This window comes from Halosolutus sp. YCN4, assembly GCF_059736495.1.
Map to the genome: position 1 here is coordinate 207,184 of NZ_JCASSM010000006.1, position 15,426 is coordinate 222,609.

General features: G+C 67.0%; 19 protein-coding genes. 10 read left to right on the forward strand and 9 right to left on the reverse strand.

Annotated elements, in window-relative coordinates; genetic code table 11:
- Positions 1-125: 125 nt before the first annotated feature.
- Positions 126-1,190 (reverse strand): HTH-type sugar sensing transcriptional regulator TrmB, encoded by a 1,065-nt coding sequence (gene trmB / locus AC6I6X_RS20490; RefSeq protein WP_497932419.1) that lies wholly within the window; start codon positions 1,188-1,190, stop codon positions 126-128.
- Positions 1,191-1,319: 129 nt separating this feature from the next.
- On the opposite strand from trmB, the gene AC6I6X_RS20495 reads away from it, so the two are divergent.
- The gene (locus tag AC6I6X_RS20495; RefSeq protein WP_497932420.1) at positions 1,320-2,306 is read left to right on the forward strand and encodes a mechanosensitive ion channel family protein; all 987 of its coding nucleotides are present in this window, start codon (positions 1,320-1,322) and stop codon (positions 2,304-2,306) included.
- 84 nt (positions 2,307-2,390) lie between these two features.
- Positions 2,391-2,831, forward strand: coding sequence for a universal stress protein (locus AC6I6X_RS20500; RefSeq protein WP_497932421.1), 441 nt, complete (start codon positions 2,391-2,393; stop codon positions 2,829-2,831).
- An 11-nt stretch (positions 2,832-2,842) separates the two neighbouring features.
- Here the strand turns inward: AC6I6X_RS20500 and AC6I6X_RS20505 are convergent, their stop codons facing one another.
- Positions 2,843-3,253 (reverse strand): universal stress protein, encoded by a 411-nt coding sequence (locus AC6I6X_RS20505; protein WP_497932422.1) that lies wholly within the window; start codon positions 3,251-3,253, stop codon positions 2,843-2,845.
- Between the two features lie 149 nt (positions 3,254-3,402).
- On the opposite strand from AC6I6X_RS20505, the gene AC6I6X_RS20510 reads away from it, so the two are divergent.
- Together AC6I6X_RS20510 and AC6I6X_RS20515 are read left to right on the forward strand one after the other, a co-directional pair.
- Positions 3,403-3,642 (forward strand): DUF5816 domain-containing protein, encoded by a 240-nt coding sequence (locus AC6I6X_RS20510; RefSeq protein ID WP_497932423.1) that lies wholly within the window; start codon positions 3,403-3,405, stop codon positions 3,640-3,642.
- 190 nt (positions 3,643-3,832) lie between these two features.
- The gene (locus AC6I6X_RS20515; protein WP_497932438.1) at positions 3,833-4,138 is read left to right on the forward strand and encodes a DUF7116 family protein; all 306 of its coding nucleotides are present in this window, start codon (positions 3,833-3,835) and stop codon (positions 4,136-4,138) included.
- Positions 4,139-4,151: 13 nt separating this feature from the next.
- On the opposite strand, the gene AC6I6X_RS20520 is transcribed toward AC6I6X_RS20515, so the two are convergent.
- The gene (locus tag AC6I6X_RS20520) at positions 4,152-5,363 is read right to left on the reverse strand and encodes a pyridoxal-phosphate-dependent aminotransferase family protein (protein ID WP_497932424.1); all 1,212 of its coding nucleotides are present in this window, start codon (positions 5,361-5,363) and stop codon (positions 4,152-4,154) included.
- A 186-nt stretch (positions 5,364-5,549) separates the two neighbouring features.
- Here AC6I6X_RS20520 and AC6I6X_RS20525 point away from each other — a divergent pair, with 186 nt between their 5' ends.
- The 4 genes from AC6I6X_RS20525 to AC6I6X_RS20540 all read left to right on the forward strand — a co-directional run bounded on the left by AC6I6X_RS20525 (position 5,550) and on the right by AC6I6X_RS20540 (position 8,158).
- Positions 5,550-6,530, forward strand: coding sequence for a metal-dependent hydrolase (locus AC6I6X_RS20525; protein ID WP_497932425.1), 981 nt, complete (start codon positions 5,550-5,552; stop codon positions 6,528-6,530).
- Between the two features lie 76 nt (positions 6,531-6,606).
- A complete protein-coding gene (locus AC6I6X_RS20530) occupies positions 6,607-7,224 on the forward strand; it encodes a hypothetical protein (RefSeq protein WP_497932426.1) in 618 nt (205 codons plus the stop codon).
- A complete protein-coding gene (locus tag AC6I6X_RS20535; RefSeq protein WP_497932427.1) occupies positions 7,217-7,876 on the forward strand; it encodes a DUF2238 domain-containing protein in 660 nt (219 codons plus the stop codon). The genes AC6I6X_RS20530 and AC6I6X_RS20535 overlap by 8 nt, the downstream gene beginning before the upstream one ends.
- Before the next feature lie 81 nt (positions 7,877-7,957).
- On the forward strand, positions 7,958-8,158 hold the full coding sequence (locus tag AC6I6X_RS20540; protein ID WP_265111664.1) for a dodecin: 201 nt from the start codon (positions 7,958-7,960) through the stop codon (positions 8,156-8,158).
- Positions 8,159-8,332: 174 nt separating this feature from the next.
- Here the strand turns inward: AC6I6X_RS20540 and AC6I6X_RS20545 are convergent, their stop codons facing one another.
- From AC6I6X_RS20545 to AC6I6X_RS20570, 6 genes are all read right to left on the reverse strand, one after another.
- Positions 8,333-8,707 (reverse strand): HesB/IscA family protein, encoded by a 375-nt coding sequence (locus AC6I6X_RS20545; protein ID WP_497932428.1) that lies wholly within the window; start codon positions 8,705-8,707, stop codon positions 8,333-8,335.
- 152 nt (positions 8,708-8,859) lie between these two features.
- On the reverse strand, positions 8,860-9,075 hold the full coding sequence (locus tag AC6I6X_RS20550; protein ID WP_250142356.1) for a hypothetical protein: 216 nt from the start codon (positions 9,073-9,075) through the stop codon (positions 8,860-8,862).
- Between the two features lie 98 nt (positions 9,076-9,173).
- Positions 9,174-10,460, reverse strand: a complete 1,287-nt coding sequence (gene hisD / locus AC6I6X_RS20555; protein WP_497932429.1) for a histidinol dehydrogenase — start codon at positions 10,458-10,460, stop codon at positions 9,174-9,176.
- Positions 10,461-10,571: 111 nt separating this feature from the next.
- The gene (locus AC6I6X_RS20560) at positions 10,572-10,787 is read right to left on the reverse strand and encodes a hypothetical protein (protein ID WP_497932430.1); all 216 of its coding nucleotides are present in this window, start codon (positions 10,785-10,787) and stop codon (positions 10,572-10,574) included.
- A 56-nt stretch (positions 10,788-10,843) separates the two neighbouring features.
- Positions 10,844-11,692: an ABC transporter permease gene (locus AC6I6X_RS20565; RefSeq protein ID WP_497932431.1), complete on the reverse strand. Its 849-nt coding sequence runs from the start codon at positions 11,690-11,692 to the stop codon at positions 10,844-10,846.
- Positions 11,689-12,768: an ABC transporter ATP-binding protein gene (locus AC6I6X_RS20570; protein ID WP_497932432.1), complete on the reverse strand. Its 1,080-nt coding sequence runs from the start codon at positions 12,766-12,768 to the stop codon at positions 11,689-11,691. The genes AC6I6X_RS20565 and AC6I6X_RS20570 overlap by 4 nt, the downstream gene beginning before the upstream one ends.
- A gap of 395 nt (positions 12,769-13,163) precedes the next feature.
- On the opposite strand from AC6I6X_RS20570, the gene AC6I6X_RS20575 reads away from it, so the two are divergent.
- Both AC6I6X_RS20575 and AC6I6X_RS20580 read left to right on the forward strand, forming a co-directional pair.
- Complete coding sequence (locus AC6I6X_RS20575) at positions 13,164-13,799, forward strand: metal-dependent hydrolase (protein ID WP_497932433.1); 636 nt, start codon at positions 13,164-13,166, stop codon at positions 13,797-13,799.
- Between the two features lie 108 nt (positions 13,800-13,907).
- Positions 13,908-14,588, forward strand: a complete 681-nt coding sequence (locus AC6I6X_RS20580; protein ID WP_497932434.1) for a DUF7546 family protein — start codon at positions 13,908-13,910, stop codon at positions 14,586-14,588.
- The last annotated feature ends 838 nt before the right edge of the window (positions 14,589-15,426 follow it).

The window sequence follows — 15,426 nt, forward strand, 5'->3', positions numbered from 1 at the left end:
GTGGCACCATCGGCGAGTCGGGGCGTCGGAACGTCGATCGCCTCGTACGGATCGCTGTCTATCGGTTCAGTCACGACCACCGGACGGGTCGCGATTGTCCCGGGAACGCGGTCCAGCGGATCGTCTCAGTTCTCGATCGCCGGCGGTTCGTGGCGACCGATGTGGATCTCGTGGGCTTCGACGTCCTCGAGCGCGGCGACGCGGCCCCCGATCGTGACCTCCTCGCCGTCCTCGCTCTCCATGGTGAGGGCGGCGACTTCCTCGCTGACCTCGAACGAGACGTCGACGACGCGTCCGCGGACGATCCGCTGGCCGCCGACGGCGACGTCCCGGCCCTCGATGGTCGCGTAGAACTCGCCGCCGTCGTCGATGATGTCTTTCACGCAGCGGCGGATCGAGGCGTACTTGCGCGGATAGGTTCTGGCGCTGCCGTCCTCGCCGAGGGTCCGTTCGGCCGTCGTCCAGAGCACGGTCCCGAAGAAGCCCGAGACCAGGAAGCCGAGCGCGGAACGGTTGAAGATGACGCCGTACCGGTCCTGGTCGTCGCGGAGGGCGTCCTGGGTCGCGTACACGGAGTAGTTCCCGTCGGCGACGGCCACGACCGGCGTAGTGATCCCGCGGCGCGCGCGCGCCGTCGTCGCCACCTCGCGGTAGTCGAACGACGCCGGATCGGGGGCCTCGGCGGCCGGCGTCACGATCAGGTCGACGCTCACGCCGGCGTCGACGGCGGCCCGGAGTTCCTCCTCGAAGCGGGTGAGCAGATCGGGCGTCAGCGACAGCGAGAGTTCGTACTCTGCGGCGTCGATGACCTCCTCCAGGTACCGCAGGATCGTCGATCGGGACTTCACGAGCGAGACGGCCTCGGTGTCCCGGGCCGGCGCTGTGTAGCGGGCCTCGAGTTCGTCGATCATCTGCTCCAGCGAGTTCTGGACGTCGTCGAAGGCCTCGCCGGGATCGAGCGCGACCACCTTCATCGGCCGGGATTCGCGCAGTTCGACGAGGCCGCGATCGCTCAGGCTGCGGACGGTGTCGTAGACCCGCGGTTGTGGAATGTCGGTGCGATCCGCGATCTCGCTCGCCGTGAGCTGGCCCTGTTCCAGGACGGTGAGGTAAGCGTCGATCTCGTACTCGCCGAGGTTGAACCGGTCCCCGACGCGCTCGACGGTCGAGCGAAGCTCGTCTGGTGCCATACGCGACGAAACGCTCCCGATGGATAAATGATTTATTATGCATCGAGTAACACGCATTTTCGAAATCGCGTTGTCGAACGGCGATCGCGGGTCAGAACGCTTATCCACGACCGGCCTGAGTGTGTTGCCATGCGAGGGGTCGTCCAGACGAACGCGAGCAACGCGACGGAGGAAGTTGAGGGTATCCTCCCCATCGACGTCCCCGACCCGGTGATGGATCTCGTTCTCGCCGCGATCGTTCTCGTGGTTGGCTGGTATCTCTCGAAGGTCGTCGTCCGGATCGCCGGGCGAACGGTCGCCCAGCGGATCGAACGCCCGAGCGTGACCCGAACCGTGTTACGTGGGGTCAAGGCGGCGGTTCTGGTCACCGCGCTCGTCGTCGCGCTTAGAATCCTGGGCGTCGGCGGCACCGAAATCTTCCTCTCGGTGACCGTCATTTCGGCCGTGATCGCGATCGTGCTCGCGCCGCTGGTCGGCAACTACATCAACGGGCTGTTCGTCCTCGCGGATCGGCCCTACGAGATCGGCGACATGATCGAGGTCGCCGACCAGGGCCACGTCGGCTTCGTCGAGGACATCACGATGCGGTACACGAAGATCTTCACCCTCCAGAACACGTTCATCGTCGTTCCGAACGCCGAGATCCAGACCCGCGACGTCATCAACTACTCCGCGGAAGACGAACGGACGCGCCTCTCGGTCGAGTTCGAGGTAACCTACGAGAGCGACATCGAGGTCGCGCGCCAGCAGGCCGAGCGGGCCGCCCGATCGGTCGACGCGGTCATCTCCGGCGGCCCGGACATCCGGATCGGGAGCGCCCGCTACGCCGCGGCCCCCATCTGTACCATCTCCGGGTACGCTGACAGCGGGGTCCTGCTCGAACTGTACTTCTGGCTCAACCAGCCGTACAAGCAGTCCCTCGCGCGATCGGCCGTTCACACGGCGGTCAGGGAGCGATTCGCGGATCGCGACGTCGAGTTCGCCTACCCGCGCCGGCACCACGTCTTCGACGACACCAGCGGCGTCGCACAGGTCGCCGTCGGCGAGGATCGATCGGACCGGGTCCCCGCCGGGAGTTCGATCGAGGCGGGTGACGGCTCCGGAGAAGGAGAGTGAGTGGAGGCGGAGCGCGCCCACCGTCGAGCGCGCCCGCCGTGACGAAGGTATTTTGATAGGGGTCGGATGCGTAGCCGCGGACGGATGTACGACGACGTTCTCATTCCGACCGACGGCAGTGACACGGTGCCCGAGACGCTCGCACACGGACTGCCGATCGCGGCGGACAACGACGCGACGGTTCACGCGCTGTACGTGGTGGACAGCCGGATCACGGCGGCGGCGACGGACGACGCGGGATCGGATCTCGAACGGAGCCTGGAAGCGGAGGGACGGGAGGCGGTCGCGGCCGTCGAGGACCGCGCGGCGGCGGAGGGCCTCGACACCGTCAGCGAGGTCCGGGAGGGGACCCCCTCGAAGGCGATTCTGGACTACGCTGACGAGACGGGAATCGACCTGATCGTCATCGGGACCAGGGGCAAGAGTCCGCGGGAGAAGGTGACCTCGCTCGGAAGCGTTTCCGAGCGGGTCGTCGACAACGCGTCGATACCGGTGTTCGTGGTCCGCGGGGCAGGTGCGGACTGATCGGGTCGAGGCTACGCCGCCGCGCTCTCGACGGTGATCACGTCACAGTCGAGGTGATCGCGCAGGTAGCGATCGATGTCCGGATTGTCCGTGAATCGCTGGAAGATTCGCCGCAGCCGACTCGCCTGTCGCCTGCCGATGACGACGACGTCGGCCTCCTCGGCTGCGACCTCCTCGAGAATGCTCTCCTCGACGAGAAACCCCGTCCGGACGACGTACCTGGCGCTCTCGATCGGGCCGAACGTCTCCTCGACGGCGGTTTTCAGGTCCGTTCGGCGGACTTTTCGCCCGTTCTGGTAGAGATCGACGTGCAGGATCGTCAACGCCGCGTCTCGCTCGCGGGCGACTTCGATCGCCCGCTCGAGCGTCCGACGTGAGTGCTTTGTCAACGGATACCGAACGGGGACCACGACCAGCGTCATCACGATAGCGAACGATTCCCGGCCGGGTAAACTTTTCAGTTATCCCGTCCGACCCTGGTAAAACCCCTCACACCACGCCCGCGGCCCGGTAAATCGTGACTCACCGGTAGAAAGACACGCCTTTACCGTCCGCGCCGCTACGACCGTCCATGCAACCGCGGACGACCGAAGACGAGTCGACGGTCTACGTGTCCGAAACCGACGGCGTCAAGGGGTCAGAAGGGCCGTTCTTCGTCGCCTACGAGTCTCGTGACGCCGATCGTCGATACGGCTGGTTCTGCACGAACTGCGAGAGTTTCGACAACGCGATGGACTCGATGGGACGGATCAAGTGCAACCGGTGTGGCAATTTCCGCAAGCCGACCGAGTGGGACGCCGCCCACGAGTGATCGTCCCGATCGGGTGCGACGCCTCGCTGCCCCGCCGGCCGGTGCTCAACGATCGCCCGGAATCGTTCCGATAGTTTACGTAACTCCCGCGCTGTCTGTCCGATCGTTCGGTCGAAGCGGCGATATCTTGTTACGTACTAACGTTTATAGTGGATGGCCACGTGTGTCTAGAAGAATGGGTCCTGTTAACATGCGACTCGTCGAGCAGGCCAGGTCGATTTTCGCAGAGTTGGGCTACACCGTCGAAGGGGACGGCCCGGAGTTTCGAGCCGAACGAGAGTGGAAAGTCGTGCACGTCAACACAGTCCTCGAGAACGGATCGCTTCCGTCCGGATCGGGGCAGTTCCACTGTTTCGTGGCTCGACCCGAAGACGCAGACGACCTCGAGCAGCGGCTCACAAGCGTGAACCCGAACTACGAGTGGGCGATCATCGTCGCCGACGGGGAGGACTATCAGGTCGAACGGGCCCCGCCGGGACCGCGCGTCTCGGCCTGAGAACTGCGATCGATCACTCTTTTAGCGCGCGTCTGGTCGCCGTCACACCAGCACCGGGGTCGACGCCCGCACCCATGTCCTCCAGCACGTCGCCGAGCGCCGTCACCACGTAGATGACGTTCTCCGGCCGCGCGGAGTGGCCCATACAGCCGATCCGGAAGATCTCGCCGTCGAGGTCGCCGAGACCGCTCGCGATCTCGAGGTCGTATCGATCGAGCAACTCGCCACAGACCGCGCCGTCGTCGACGCCGTCGGGCACCCGGACGGCGTTCAGGCTCGGAAGCCAGTACTCGTCGGGGGCGTTCATCTCGAGGCCCATCGCCTCGACGCCGGCTTTCAGCGCGCCGGCCAGGCGTTCGTGGCGATCCCAGCGCGCTTCGATGCCCTCTTCCGCGACGAGTCGAAGCGCCTCCCGGATCGCGTAGACGTTCGTGATCGGCGCGGTGTGGTGGTACGAGCGATCGTCGCCCCAGTAGCCCTCGAGCAGGGAGAGATCGAGGTACCACGATCGGGGATCTTCTTCGCGCGTGAGGACCTTGTCCATCGCCTCGTCCGAGAGCGTGAGCGGGCTGGCACCGGGCGGACAGGAGAGACACTTCTGCGGGCCCGAGTAGGCCACGTCGATGTCCCACTCGTCGACCCGCAACTCGACTCCACCGAGGGAGGTGACGCTGTCGGCGATCACCAGCGCGTCGTGGTCGTGGGCCGCGGCGGTCAGTTCGGGCACGTTCGGCTGGAGCACGCCCGTACTCGTCTCGGCGTGGACGAATCCGAAGACGTCGGGATCGTGTTCGGCGAGCGCGTCGGAGACGTCGGCCGGATCGAGCGGTTCGCCCCACGGCGCCGATACCTCGACGACCTTGCCACCTGCCCGGCGAGCCATCGAGGCCATCCGACCGCCGAAGTAGCCGTTCGTCGGGACGAGCATCGTGTCGCCCGGTTCGACGACGTTGCCGATCGCCGCCTCCATCGCGGCCGACCCGGTCCCCGAAACCGGGATGGTCCACCGGTTGTCGGTCCGGAAGGTGTACCGGAGCAGGTCCTGTACTTCGTCCATGATCTCGACGAACGAGGGGTCGAGGTGGCCCACGAGCGGCGTGCTCATCGCCCGCAGGACGCGGGGATTGACGTCGCTCGGCCCCGGCCCCATCAGGGTCCGATCGGGCGGTGTCAGTTCGCCGACTGATGGCGCGCGAGCCGTCTCGTTCGACGGTTTCTGAGCCATGCCCGTGTGCTCGCCGGCCACTCGCAAAGATGTACCGGCAGCGGCGAATTACCGATCGGTGAACTGGCTGGTCCGATCCGGCCCGATTCGGTCGGGCCCGGATCTGTCACGGGGGCGACTCATCGCCGGTCCCGACTGTCGGGGTTGCGAGCCGCTTAAGAGCACTCATCACGTAGCCGATACGTCGTGTTCGTCGGTCACGCACTGTTCGCGTTCGTCATCGCGGCGCTGGTCGCCGACTGGCGAGGCTGGGATCGGCGCCGAGCCCTCGCCGCCGGCGCCGTCGCGGGCGCGTTCGCGACCGTTCCGGACGTCGACGTCGCGTACGCGCTCGTCGGACTCGCTACCTGGAACGCCGCGGACGGCGTGTTCGCCGCCTCGACGGCGTTCTGGGACGCGAGCCGGGCCGTCCACCGATCGGTCACGCACTCGCTGGTCGTCGGCGCGATCGCCGCGCCGGCGTTCGGCCTGCTCGCGGTCCGGGGCTCGGGTCGCGCGCCGCTCGCTCGCGCCGTCGGAGTCGGCCTGCTCTTCGCGGTGCTCGCCGTCGCGTTCGCCCACGGACCGCTGGCCGCGTTCGTGATGGGACTGTTCGCTGTCAGCGGTTCCCTCGTCGCCGTCGCCGCGAGCCGATCGACCTCGTTCTCGCCGCAGACGATCGCGCTGGCGGCGCTGTGGGGACTGTGGTCGCACCCGTGGGGGGACCTCGTGACCGGATCGCCGCCCGACTGGCTCTACCCGTTCGCGTCGCCGCTTTTCACCTCTCGGGTCGTCCTCCACGCGGACCCGACGCTCCACCTTCTGGGCGCGTTCGCGATCGAACTCGCCGTCGTCTGGCTCGCCCTCGCGGTTGGCTGTCGGCTCACCGATCGCTCGCTCGTCGGGGCCGTCGATCGACGGGCCGCCGTGGGCGTGGCCTACGCCGTCGCGCCCCTCGCGGCCGCGCCGCCGACCCTCGACGTCTCGTACCACTTCGTCTTCTCGATTCTGGGGGTCGGTCTCCTCTCCGGCGTCGGCCCGCTCGTACCGTCAGCCGCTGGTCGGTCGCGTCGTCTCGCCCCCTCGACGGCCGATCGCGTCCTCGAGATCGCGCTCACGTCCGTGACCGCCGTGACGATCGCGCTCGTCGCCTACCTCGTCGTCTACCTGTTCGTCGGACCCGCGTGAGTCGAACTCTCGTCCGCATCGGCCCCGTTCCGTCGGATAACACACGTTTTTGTGACCCCGCTCAGTACGGGCTACCGTGTCCCGGACCCCACTCGAGGAACTGATCGCGAACGACCGGTACAACGCGGCCGTCGCGTGGCTGCTGGTCGTCGCGATCGCCGCCATCGGCGTCGGCGAGTTCGTGATCGGCGGCCTCCTCTGGACGACGTTCGCAGCGACGCTCGCGATCCTGGCGCTGTTGCCTCCTCTCCGGTTCCGGTCGCCGCTGGCGATGCTCCCGTGGGAAGTGCTGTTGCTCGCGGCGTTGCCGGTCCTCGGGCTGGCCCTCGAGGCCGATCGGCTGACGGGCCACTTCGCGTCGTACCTGTCGGTCGCCGCAATCGCGCTCGTCCTGGCCGTCGAACTACAGACCTTCACGTCCGTGCGGATGACTCCCGGCTTCGCCGTCGTCTTCGTCGTCGTCACGACGATGGCCGCCGCCGCACTGTGGGCGCTCCTCCGGTGGAGCGTCGCCGGTCTCCTCGGGGTCCCGTTCCCGGCCGACCACGACGACGTGATGTGGGAGTTCGTCTACTCCGCGATCGTCGGCCTCGGCGCGGGCATCGTGTTCGAACTGTACTTCAGGCGGCTCGGCCGCCTCGAGCAGTACCGGCCGGGCGACGAGGCGTCGATCGCGGAGGTGGACGATGCGTAACATCGAGTCGCTGCTCCCGTCCCGGGAGCGCCAGCGCCAGCTTTCCTACCTCATGGAACTGAGCCTCGTCGGCATGCTGTTTATCGGGCTCGACCGGGGCAACGGCGGCATCGTCATCAACACCGCCGTCGCGCTCGCCGTGACCCAGCTCCCGCCGATCCTCGAGCGCGACTACGGAATCCCGATGGATCCGCGGCTCACGCTGTGGATCACCACCGCCGTGTTCCTCCACGCGTTCGGCACCGTCGGCCTCCCCGGTACCGCGACGAACCTCTACCGTGAAGTCTGGTGGTGGGATCACGTCACGCACGCGCTGTCGGCGTCGCTGGTCGCGGCGGTCGGCTACGCGACCGTCCGGGCGCTCGACGAGCACGCCGAGGGTGTCGTCCTCCCGCGACGGTTCGTGGCCGTGTTCATCCTGCTTTTCGTCCTCGCGTTCGGCGTCCTCTGGGAGGTCCTCGAGTTCGCCATCGCGCTCGCCGCGGACGCGCTCGGGACCGACGCCGTGCTTACGCAGTACGGACTCGCCGACACGATGCTGGACCTCGTCTTCGACGCGATCGGGGGGCTCGTCGTCGCGCTGTGGGGCGGGGCCTATCTCACCGACGTCTCCGGCGCGATCCGCGAGCGGCTCGAATCGCGAGCGGACTGAGCGCCGACTGGCGCGTCCCAGTGTCACGTACCGAAACCGACGACCAGCTTTACGTCGTCACGTGGCGTAGCTCCCCGGGATATGGTCTTCAAAAAGATCAGACTGATCGGGACGAGCACGGAGAGCTTCGACGACGCCGCCGACGACGCGATCGATCGGGCCGAGGACACGCTCCAGAACGTCTACTGGATCGAGGTCGACGAACTCGGGGTCGAGATCGCGAGCGTCGACGAACGGGAGTACCAGGCGGAGGTCACCGTCGCGTTCGAACTCGAGGACTGAGTCGATCCGCCGCACCACACCAGTCGCGGCGATCGATCCCGCGTCGGCGTGACACCGATCGATTTTTGTCGACCCCGTCGGCTACTGGACGGGCGAGTGCGGCCGCTGGCGATCGGATCGAAGTTGGAAAACCGTCGATGACGCCGGGACTGCGATCGGGACGCGCCGAGTCCGTTACGTCCGGAACGATTCGCCGCAGCCGCACTCGCTGACGACGTTGGGGTTCTCGACGTGGAACCCTTCGGCCTGGAGGCCGTGCTCGTAGTCGAGAACGCTGCCCTCGATGTACTTCAGGCTCGCCGGATCGACGAACACGCGAAGGTCGTGGTGTTCGTAGATCGTGTCGTCCTCGTCCGGCGCGTCGTCGAACCGCATCCCGTAGGAGAGGCCGGCACAGCCACCCTGCTGAACGAAGAGGCGGAGCCCTGCCTCGCCGTCGTCGAGCCCTTCCTTCTCGAGCAGGGAGAGGGCCTGTTCGGCGGCGTCCGCCGTGACTTCGATCTCGGGGCGCGTCTCCGCCTCCCCGCCGTCCACGCTGTCCGTGCTCATGTCATCCCTTACCGGCGCGACGATGTTAACTGTGACGCCACCGGACGCTCCGCGGACGTCCGACTCGATCGACGCGCGGTTCGCCCGCGTCGTCGCTCGCTCGTCGGCCGGCGGCGTCCCGCCGCTCGACGCCGGCCGCCGCTGGACTCGCCCTAGACGCGCGAACGTCGCTGGACCGATCGGTAGTACGTCCCGAACATGCGTTCGTCGTTGGCCGACAGCGTCACGTCGTTTTCGGCCAACAGTTCGATCATCCGCTCGAGTTCGCAGTCGTACCAGACCGCGAGGAGGCGGACGTTCCGCTGTGCGTAATCGTAGTTTCGTTCGAGGACGCGTGCATCGGTCGGATCGACCTCACGCGGTTCCATCGGTATGTACTCCGGGACCCAGCTACGTAAAACCAGTTTGCGATTCGGTGACCTGTTCTCGGCGACCGGAACTCGCGTTAACCACGGCTTACGACCGTTCAACCGTCGCTCTCGAGTCGTTTGCGGACGCTTTGGGCGTGGGCTTCAAGTCCTTCGGCATCGGCGAGCGTGGTGATTGTCTCGCCAATGTCGGCCAGTCCCTCGCCCGAGAGTCGCTGGACGGTCGTCGATCGCAGGAACGTCTCGACCGAGAGGCCGCCGGTGACGTGCGCGCCGCCGTTGGTCGGCAGGACGTGGTTGGTCCCGCTCGCGTAGTCGCCCGCCGCGACGGGGGTGTTCGGGCCGAGGAAGACGCTTCCCGCGCTGTCGATTCGATCGAGGATCGACTCGTCGTCGTCGGCGACGATCGCGAGGTGTTCCGGCGCGTACTCCTCGGTGAAGAGGATCCCCTCGCTCATCGATCGGGCCAGGAGGACGCCGCTGGCCTCGTTCGCGAGCGCCTCTCGAATCACGTCTTCGCGTTCACGTGCGCTCGCCTGCTCGTCGACGGCCTCGACCACCGCCTCGGCGGTCGCCTCGTCGCCGGTGACGGCGACGACCGAGGCGTTCGGGTCGTGTTCGGCCTGTGCGACGAGTTCCGAAGCGACGAGGTCCGGGTCGGCCGTCCCGTCCGCGATCACGACGACTTCGCTCGGCCCCGCGAGGAAGTCGATCTCGACGTCGCCGCGAACCTCGGCCTTCGCGGCCGTGACCCACCGGTTGCCCGGGCCGACGATCTTCTGGACCCGCGTGATCGTCTCGGTGCCGTACGCGAGGCCGGCGATCGCCTGCGCCCCGCCGACGCTGTAGACCGCGTCAGCCCCGGCGGCGTGGATCGCCGCGAGCGTGACCGGATTCTGCTCGTCGGCCGGCGGGGTCACCACCGACACGTGGTCGACGCCGGCGACGACCGCCGGGACGACGCCCATGATCGCACTCGATGGGTAGGCCGCCGACCCGCCGGGAACGTAGACGCCGACGCGATCGATCGGGCGGAACCGTCGGCCGAGTTCCCGCCCGGGTCCGAACTCCTCGCGCCAGTCGTCGGGCAGTTGGGCCTCGTGGAACGCCCGGACGTTGTCGGCGGCCGCCTCGATCGCCTCGCGCAGTTCGGGATCGAGGTCGTCGTACGCGCGCTCGCACGCGTCCGCGATGTCCATGCTCCCGAGTTCGACGTCGTCGAACTCGCTGGTGAACTCGCGGACGGCGACGTCGCCCTCCTCGCGAACTCGATCGACGATCCCGCGAACGTCCTCCCTGACCGCCTCGATGCCGGCGTCGCGCTCGAAGAACGCGGCGCGGTCGCCCGGCCCGAGGTCGGCGATCGGCTGCACGTCGAGTGTCATAGCCCGACGTTCGGGCGGACGGCGAAAAACGGTTTCCTTGTACGGACTCCTGTCCGTCAGTTCCGGTGCAACCGCGATCGTCCGGCGGTTGCACCGGTACAGCAGACCGTATTACGCGTTCTCGACCTCCCAAATCCCGACGGCGTCCAGGGTCGCCCTGACGAAGAGGTAGACGAGCAGGAGGAAGCCGACGATCGCGAACGGCGCCTGCAACAGGTCCGCGGTGGGGCGACCGACGAGGAGTTGTCCGAATCCGCGGACGAAGAAGCTCAGGATCACGAGGCCGAGTGCGACGACCGCGAGTTTGACGAATCCCGATCGGTCCATACCCGTTCGTTCCCCGTCCGATCGCTAAATCGTATCGGTTACCCGGTAGTCGGCGGTCACCGCACGTCCGCGCTCGCCGCACGACCGATCGCGTAGATCGCGACGCCGCCGAACCCGATCGCCAGCGCGAGCAGGACGGCGAGTGCGGGGACCAGGGTGTCCCACATCCCTCCGAAACGGGTCACCTCGACGACGGTCATGGTGTCCTCGCCGAGCATCACCGCACGGGTCGCGTCGACGCCGTAGGTGATCGGGTTGACGGCCGCGATCGTCTGGATCCAGTCGGGCAACGCCGAGAGCGGGAGGAACGCGCTCGAGACGAACAGCAGGGGCAACTGGAGCAGGTTCGCGCCGATGATCGTCGACTCCTCGTCGCGAGTGACGACCGCGAGCACGTTCGAGAACGCGGTGAACCAGACCGAGAAGAGCACGCAGATGGCCACGATTCCGATCGCGCCGGGGACGCCGGTCTCGATCTCCGCACCCAGCAGGACGCCCAGTCCGAGCACGATGACCACCTGGACTACGATGCGGACGACCTCTGCGAGGGTCTTGCCGAGGAAGACGGCCGTCCGGTTCATCGGGCTGACGAGCGTCTTCTCGAACATCCCGTTCTCGATGTCGTTGACCAGTCCGATCCCCGACGTCGCGGCCGCGACCAGCGCGACCTGGATCACGATCGCCGGCACGAGGTAGGTCTCGTAACTGATCCCCTCGAGCGCGGCCGTCGCGACGCCGCCGAACACCTGCGTGAACAGGACGAGGAAGATGATCGGCTGGACGAGCGAGACCACGAGCACGAACGGGTTCCGGACGGACTTGATCGTCCACCGGACGAACGTCACCCGCACGTCGCTCGCGAACCCGCCGCCGGCGCGATCGATCGTCGTCGACGGGGTGCTCATCGGTGCCCTCCGTCACGGTCGCCCGAGTCGCGCTGCTCATCCGGTCCGTTCGAACCGCCGTCACCGACCGGCCGCGATTCGGCGGGTTCGGGGGCGCCATCGCGACCGTCGATTTCGGTCCGCTCACCCTCTCGATCGCCGGTGACGGCGAGAAAGACGTCGTCGAGCGTCGGCGCCCGGACGTCGAAGCCCACGACGTCGATCCCGTCGTCGCGAAGGGCGACCAGGAGATCCGTGCCGCTGGTTCGGGCATCCCGTGCGGTCACTGCCAGTCCCCCGTCCGTCGGCTCGACCGTCGCCCCGGCTGCGAACAGGTCCCCGTCACGAGCGATTTCGACGGCTCGCTCTCGCCGGGCCGGATCCGCGAGTTGCACGTCGAGGATCTCGCCCCCGACGCGACGTTTGAGTCCCCCGGGCGTGCCGTCCGCGACGACGGCCCCGCTCTGGATCACCGCGAGGCGATCGCAGAGCTGGTCCGCCTCTTCGAGGTACTGCGTCGTCAGGAAGACGGTCGTCCCCTCGTCGTTGATCCGCCGGAAGTACTCCCAGAGCCGGTTCCGGGCGGCGGGATCGAGTCCCGTCGTCGGCTCGTCGAGGAAGACCAGCGGCGGCCGGTGAACGAGCGCCGTCGCGGCGTCGAGGCGCTTTTTCATCCCGCCCGAGAAGTCGTCCGCCACCTTGGACCCCACGTCGGTGAGGTCCACGAGGTCGAGCAGTTCGTCGGTCCGATCGGCTCGCTCCGATCGGGTGACGCCGTAGGCGTCACAGGCGTAGCGCAGGTTCTCCCGGGCGGTGAGTTCCGGATCGATGCTGGTCTCCTGGGCCATGTAGCCCACCGTAGCGCGCACGCTCCGCGGCGTTTCGAGGGCGTCGAACCCGTTTATTCGGACCGTCCCCGCGGTCGGCCGCAACAGCGTGACGAGGGTTTTGATCATCGTCGTCTTCCCCGCCCCGTTCGGGCCGAGGAAGCCGAAGAACTCGCCACGCTCGACGAGCAGGTCGACGCCGCGGACCGCCTCGGTGCCGTCCGCGTACGTTACCGCCACGTCGCGCGCCTCGATCGCGTACTCGGTCACAGTATCGATACGGCGGCGGTGCGGATAAACCAGCGCGTTCGAGGGGGTGGCGTAACTTCGATTCTCGAGTCACTGGAGAAGGCGGACCGAAACACGACTCCATCCCCCTCGTCACTCGTCGAACCCGGCGTCGACGCGACCTTCCCGTACGCCCCGTTTTTCGTGCAGAACCTCTCGACCACCTACCGTGACGAGATCCGGCGCGGCGAACCGTCCATCCCGGCCGAATTCGGCTCGACGAGCGTCGTCGACTGGCGAGACGTTTGTCCGGGACTACCGCCCGGTCCGGACGCCGTCCCGGGACCACGACGAAACCGCCGCGGGAGAGTCGTCGCCAGAACCCGGGCCGCCATAGGTCCTCTATAACTTTCCCCTACTCGCGACACGTCGCCCGTATGTGGCCCTGGGAACACGCGATCGTTGGCTACGTCGGCTACTCGCTCTTCGTTCGGATCGTCTATCGCGACTCGCCGGGCGGACTCGAGGCCTTTGCCGTCGTCTTCGCCTCCGTGCTGCCGGACGTCGTCGACAAGCCCCTCGCGTGGGAGTTCGGCGTCTTCGAGACCGGGTACGCGATCGGGCACTCGATCTTCTTCGCGGTACCGCTGGCGATCGTTGCCGGACTGATCGCTCGGGTAGCGGGCCGTCCGCGTGCTGGCGTCGCGTTCGGACTCGGCTACCTGTTACACCTCCCGGGGGACGTGTTCTACAACTACCTCGGGACGAGGATCGTCCAACTCGAAATACTGCTCTGGCCAGTCGCATCGGTCGACTCCCCGGGACAGCAGCGGCCGCCGGGGTTTATCGACACGTTCCTGCGGCTGTTCGAAGACTACCAGGGATCGATCCTCGCGGGCGACCTCTCGCCCTACCTTCGATTCCAGCTGGGGCTCGCCGGACTGGCCGTTCTGCTCTGGCTCGCCGACGGCGTTCCCGTCCTGCGTGAGATCCTGCTCGGCGGCAAACGGTTCGCCCGTGCGGTCCACAGACGGGTTTCGGGTTCGCCAGCCGACTCGCCTCGACGTCGCTAACCCGTCGCTGTACGGCCGGAGCCGACAGGCTATTTGCGATCGCCGTACAACGGCGGACACGATGGCAGGCGCTCGTCGTCGATCGACACGTTCCCGGGGTGGGTACCCGTGAGTTCCCTCGGTACCGTCGCCCGTCGGCTCCCGCGCCCGAGTCCGCTGTCGACGGTCGTCTGGGCCGGAATCCTGCTTTTCGAGGCCCTGTTGCTCCTCACCTACGTGGGCGCGAGGAACGCGCACCTGGGGCTCTTTCACGTCTACCCGTTCGTCTGGCTCAACCTCAGCGGCTGGGTCCTCTGGCATACGTCCGTCCCGTCCGCAAACGATCGCCAGAAGTTCCTCGCGGGTACGATCGCCGTCGGCTACTTCGCCCTGCTCGGCTACTTCGGCGGCCTGTACGACCTGTTCCCGCTCGCGGGTCATCCCGAGGCCCACGCCCAGGCTCTCCTGGGGCTCGACTACACGATCGTCATGCCGCCCGGGTACGGGCCGGCGTTCTTCTACACGACCCACCTGGTGAAACTCGTGCTCACCCCGTACCTCCTGGTCGGCTACGTCACGCTCGCGTACCTCGTCTACGTCACCGTGCTGGACGCGTCCAACGCCGCGGCGTCCGGACTTCTCGGACTCTTCGCCTGTATCAGCTGTTCGTGGCCGATCCTCGCCTCGCTCGTCGGCGGTGCCGGGGCCACCGGGGCGCTCGCGACGACCGTCTACGCGCAGGCGTACGCACTCTCGACGATCGCGTTCGTGGTGACGGTCGGGCTCCTGTACTGGCGACCGTTCGAGTGAACCGCTCTCCTCTCAAGACTGCTCTCTCCTCTTCGTGCGTCGTGCCGTCGGTTCTCGCGCCCATCGATCGCCCACCCCGTTTGGGATCGGTCCGTCGGTTCCCTCGATCGTGTCGCATTCGCGGTCCATTTCGAATCGCTCTCCAGTCGTCGCTGCTGGTTACCGATCGGACACGCAACGCCGACGACTCGAGGGACGGCAGCGCTTTCGCCCATCCGAACGGGAACCGCTATCGCGAGAATGACCAACGTGGATCAGACGGCTCGCGAGACGACGGCCTTATGTATGCACCCGAGCTTCGAAATGAATGCAAACGACGTGGCCCACGCCGCCACGTTCCCTCCGGCTGTGTTCCAGCGCGGAGGCAGGCACCGTATCCGTCCGCTCGGGACACGGATCAGCACCCACCATCGCCGGTTCGCCGGCGCTCCGAGACGACGCCCTTATATACACAGGGCGCGTCCGTAAGGGTACGCAAAATCCCACGCCGGATGCGGTTTCCGGCGCGGGAGCGATCCGTTGCCCTTAAGTGTACGAGGGAATTGGATACGATCGCAACAAACGCGTGATCGGCGGGGCGTTCGGCGCTCCGTCGCTCGGACGGTTCGGCTCCGAAGGGGTTAAGTACCTCTCGTGGCTTACGAATGCGTCCGAAGGAAATGAGGATCCTACCCCTGCGGTCCGCCGTACAGATGGGATCTGATGTTAGCTTCGACAGTTCGGTGACGCCCGATCGGTCGGCGATTCCGATCAGTGTCATCGAACGTGTGGACCCAACTGTGTGAGTGTGTACTACATTCACCGCCAACAGACCCTCCCAGTCTACGACTGGGAGTAC

Excerpts from the sequence above, each read along its gene's own strand:
- AC6I6X_RS20515 (WP_497932438.1), top strand. The coding sequence starts at position 3,833 with ATGCGACTCGTCGAGCAGGCCAGGTCGATTTTCGCAGAGTTGGGCTAC.
- AC6I6X_RS20500 (WP_497932421.1), top strand. The coding sequence starts at position 2,391 with ATGTACGACGACGTTCTCATTCCGACCGACGGCAGTGACACGGTGCCC.
- AC6I6X_RS20535 (WP_497932427.1), top strand. The coding sequence starts at position 7,217 with ATGCGTAACATCGAGTCGCTGCTCCCGTCCCGGGAGCGCCAGCGCCAG.
- AC6I6X_RS20565 (WP_497932431.1), bottom strand. The coding sequence starts at position 11,692 with ATGAGCACCCCGTCGACGACGATCGATCGCGCCGGCGGCGGGTTCGCG.
- AC6I6X_RS20505 (WP_497932422.1), bottom strand. The coding sequence starts at position 3,253 with ATGACGCTGGTCGTGGTCCCCGTTCGGTATCCGTTGACAAAGCACTCA.
- AC6I6X_RS20540 (WP_265111664.1), top strand. The coding sequence starts at position 7,958 with ATGGTCTTCAAAAAGATCAGACTGATCGGGACGAGCACGGAGAGCTTC.
- AC6I6X_RS20560 (WP_497932430.1), bottom strand. The coding sequence starts at position 10,787 with ATGGACCGATCGGGATTCGTCAAACTCGCGGTCGTCGCACTCGGCCTC.
- AC6I6X_RS20495 (WP_497932420.1), top strand. The coding sequence starts at position 1,320 with ATGCGAGGGGTCGTCCAGACGAACGCGAGCAACGCGACGGAGGAAGTT.
- AC6I6X_RS20575 (WP_497932433.1), top strand. The coding sequence starts at position 13,164 with ATGTGGCCCTGGGAACACGCGATCGTTGGCTACGTCGGCTACTCGCTC.
- AC6I6X_RS20510 (WP_497932423.1), top strand. The coding sequence starts at position 3,403 with ATGCAACCGCGGACGACCGAAGACGAGTCGACGGTCTACGTGTCCGAA.
- AC6I6X_RS20550 (WP_250142356.1), bottom strand. The coding sequence starts at position 9,075 with ATGGAACCGCGTGAGGTCGATCCGACCGATGCACGCGTCCTCGAACGA.
- trmB (WP_497932419.1), bottom strand. The coding sequence starts at position 1,190 with ATGGCACCAGACGAGCTTCGCTCGACCGTCGAGCGCGTCGGGGACCGG.
- AC6I6X_RS20545 (WP_497932428.1), bottom strand. The coding sequence starts at position 8,707 with ATGAGCACGGACAGCGTGGACGGCGGGGAGGCGGAGACGCGCCCCGAG.
- AC6I6X_RS20520 (WP_497932424.1), bottom strand. The coding sequence starts at position 5,363 with ATGGCTCAGAAACCGTCGAACGAGACGGCTCGCGCGCCATCAGTCGGC.
- hisD (WP_497932429.1), bottom strand. The coding sequence starts at position 10,460 with ATGACACTCGACGTGCAGCCGATCGCCGACCTCGGGCCGGGCGACCGC.